Below are 2,744 nucleotides of genomic sequence, written 5' to 3'. Positions count from 1 at the left end.
AATTACTGGTGCAAGTTGGCAATCTTGTAATGTACCGCAAGTCCTTCGTCATCGCTGTGCTTATCTAAATGGTTGCCTTTTTTAACTTTTTTATTGATCTCATTAAGCATTTCTACTTATTGCAAAGGTGAGATGCTCCCGATCGAATTTTGATACATCATCGGTACCCGCCAACTCGGAAAAGTCGTAGTAGTTTAAAATTTTCTGGATCGATTTTTGAATCAGCTTTAATAATTCTAATTGCCAACTTAGTTGATAAGAAAGATAGCGTAGGGCGACAAATCGCCGTAGAGCTAAATGGCAATCAGGAAAGTTACCTGGAAGGGAAGGATAAAATTCCTGCTGTATTTTATCCTCCGATAATTGGGCAATTCTATCGAGTAAAAAAGAATGTTTGCGAATTAAGAAATCAAGATCGATCGGTTGTATATCTCGATAGATAGTTTCTAAATCTATAGCTTGTTTCTCAGCTTTTGCCCTTGCCGGAATCTGCACATCTTCTAAACTCTTTAAGTCCTTGAGAATTTCGGCGGTTTTGTCTAAAAAGTCCTTCTGGCAATCCTGCTTAGTCTCGAAGGGAGATTTCCGGAGCAAAACCTCATGAATTGTTCGATCAAGTAACCCGAATAAGCGACATTTAATATAGGCATTTTGTTGCAATAAATCTTGCTCTTTATTCTCTCGCTTATCGATAGCTTGTAGGATTGTATCTTTGAGAAGTTTGTAGCGAGTAACTTTACGATTTCCTTCCTCGATCAATTGCAAATCCTTCGCTATACTTTGATAACGAGGAAGACCCGTTAAAGCCCCTAGAAGAACTTTATCTACCGAGGGTAGCTTGTTCTCTTTTCGGGCCAGGTCATCGAAAAAGCGATCGGGGGTAGGATCGAGATAAAATAACATCCGTTTGACCGAACGAAAGGCAGTCCGTCCGTAAATGGTTTCTACCGTATAGGTAAAAGGACGATTATCTAACACACCCCCATCGATGAGATAGATAGGATAATTTTTCTTGTTTTCCCGATAGCTAGGCTCTAAATCCCGGTCTTGCAATTGACCCCATTCCACCAGTTTTCTATCGACTTTAATCTCATCGGTATCTTTGTTTTCCTGGTCTTCTGGAGAGAGTTGCACGGTAACTACTGGGAAAGCTACGGGAAAACAGGAAGTGGCTCGACAGAGTTTCGCTAAAGCAGTTTCTGTGATTTCGTTCGACTGGACGGTTCTAAAAGGATTCTCGACGTACTCCGATTGATCCTGACGGTATTTTAAATGAAAAAAGGCTTTATGATCTTTGATATCGATGACCTTGCCGACATTATCGAACGTCTGATTGATTTTCCCCTTAAAGTCGGTCGCAGTGATAAATAAATCTAATTCCCCGAAGTCGGAATACCAGTCTCCTATCGAGGGAAAAGTCGGTTCTTGGAAAGCTTTTTTAAATTGCTCTTGGTAGAATCCCTCTCCATCTAGAAAAGAAAATTTTTCACCATTCGGCGACGATTTTCTTAAAAGTTTTTGAATATCGCCCTGTTCGCGCCACAATTCCGCAAATTTTTTAAAGTTTGTCGCTTCCTCTAGATTACTGTTAGCGATCGCGTAACTGAGCAGAACACCGTTTACCCCTCCCGCAGAAGTACCCGACACGATATCCACGACGATATCGGAATCGGTTAACGCTTTGATCAATTTGTAAATCCCTCTCCCTCGAATCGCATTATAGAACTCCTGACAGACCCCATTCATGTATACTGCTAGGGAGACTCCCCCGTATAAAACGATACCGAGCCGAAATTCGCGGGAAAAAACTGGCAGGGGCAAATTGTGTTGATGGTTACTATTCATAACCTCGCCTCCTAGGGACTAAGTAATTATACTCTTTCAGTATAATCCGCTAATGAGTCGAAATCCAGAAAGTTTTTATCAAGAATTATCAAAAAAAAAGGGCAAATTACCGAATAAATTATGTATTTTTGTTGTGAAATATTTCCAAATATATCTCGACTTTCCCAACTCCGGTGCAGTCTTAACGAGTAATTTAGTGGCCCCAGCAGCTTAAAACTGCCGACCACAATGATTCTGCTTCTTGTAACGTAATTCCAGCAGTAGGAATAAGACTACGAAGCGTACCTTTTACCACGTCCGCTGAGAACAGGAAGAGCAGAGGACATGATTAGGCCATTACCTCTACTTGACAAGTTTCAATCGTGAGCGGTAGTCCACGTTCTGCACGAACTTCAAGGCAAGCGATAATTGCATCTCTGATATTTTCTAGAGCTTCTGCTCTCGTTTGACCTTGGCTGACACAACCCGGAATACTGGGGCATTCTACAACCCAAACCCCATCTTCGTCACGGTCAAGTGTTACAGTCAACTTCATAACTTCTCACTATAATCTCCCAGGTTATATTTTACCTATTAGGGCCTGAGTTGGTTAAGCGGCGATCGCTAATTCTTGCTAAACAGCATACAGAATCAGGGTTTTGAAGAAAAGCGGAAAGGAAGATAAGGAAATTATATCTCTACTGCCGAAAGTCGTCCCTCTACCGGTTCAAATTCGTCCTCTAGTAGCCAATTTTCCGCTTCCTCGTAACTCGCACGGCTCTCTTCTTCTTTGTCTGATCAGTTTAACTGAATGTAGTGATCGATCTTTGTGTCCTTTGTGCCTCTGTGGTTCCTTCCACTCTTCTTTGTCTGATCAGTTTAACTGAATGTAGTGATCGATCTTTGTGTCCTTTGTGCCT

2 protein-coding genes are annotated in these 2,744 nt (G+C 41.5%); both read right to left on the bottom strand.

Features of this window, described 5'->3' with window-relative positions; translation table 11 throughout:
- Positions 1–102: 102 nt before the first annotated feature.
- Positions 103–1,845 (bottom strand): patatin-like protein, encoded by a 1,743-nt coding sequence (locus ACE1AQ_RS23190; RefSeq protein WP_110545961.1) that lies wholly within the window; start codon positions 1,843–1,845, stop codon positions 103–105.
- A 328-nt stretch (positions 1,846–2,173) separates the two neighbouring features.
- Positions 2,174–2,380 (bottom strand): type II toxin-antitoxin system HicB family antitoxin, encoded by a 207-nt coding sequence (locus ACE1AQ_RS23185; protein ID WP_008198193.1) that lies wholly within the window; start codon positions 2,378–2,380, stop codon positions 2,174–2,176.
- Positions 2,381–2,744 lie beyond the last annotated feature (364 nt).

The sequence above is a fragment of the Microcystis sp. BLCC-F209 genome (assembly GCF_041928595.1).
Lineage (GTDB): Bacteria > Cyanobacteriota > Cyanobacteriia > Cyanobacteriales > Microcystaceae > Microcystis.
This window is presented reverse-complemented; position numbering and strand designations above follow the sequence as displayed.

Coding starts and splice junctions, on each gene's coding strand:
- ACE1AQ_RS23190 (WP_110545961.1), bottom strand. CDS start 1,845: ATGAATAGTAACCATCAACACAATTTGCCCCTGCCAGTTTTTTCCCGC.
- ACE1AQ_RS23185 (WP_008198193.1), bottom strand. CDS start 2,380: ATGAAGTTGACTGTAACACTTGACCGTGACGAAGATGGGGTTTGGGTT.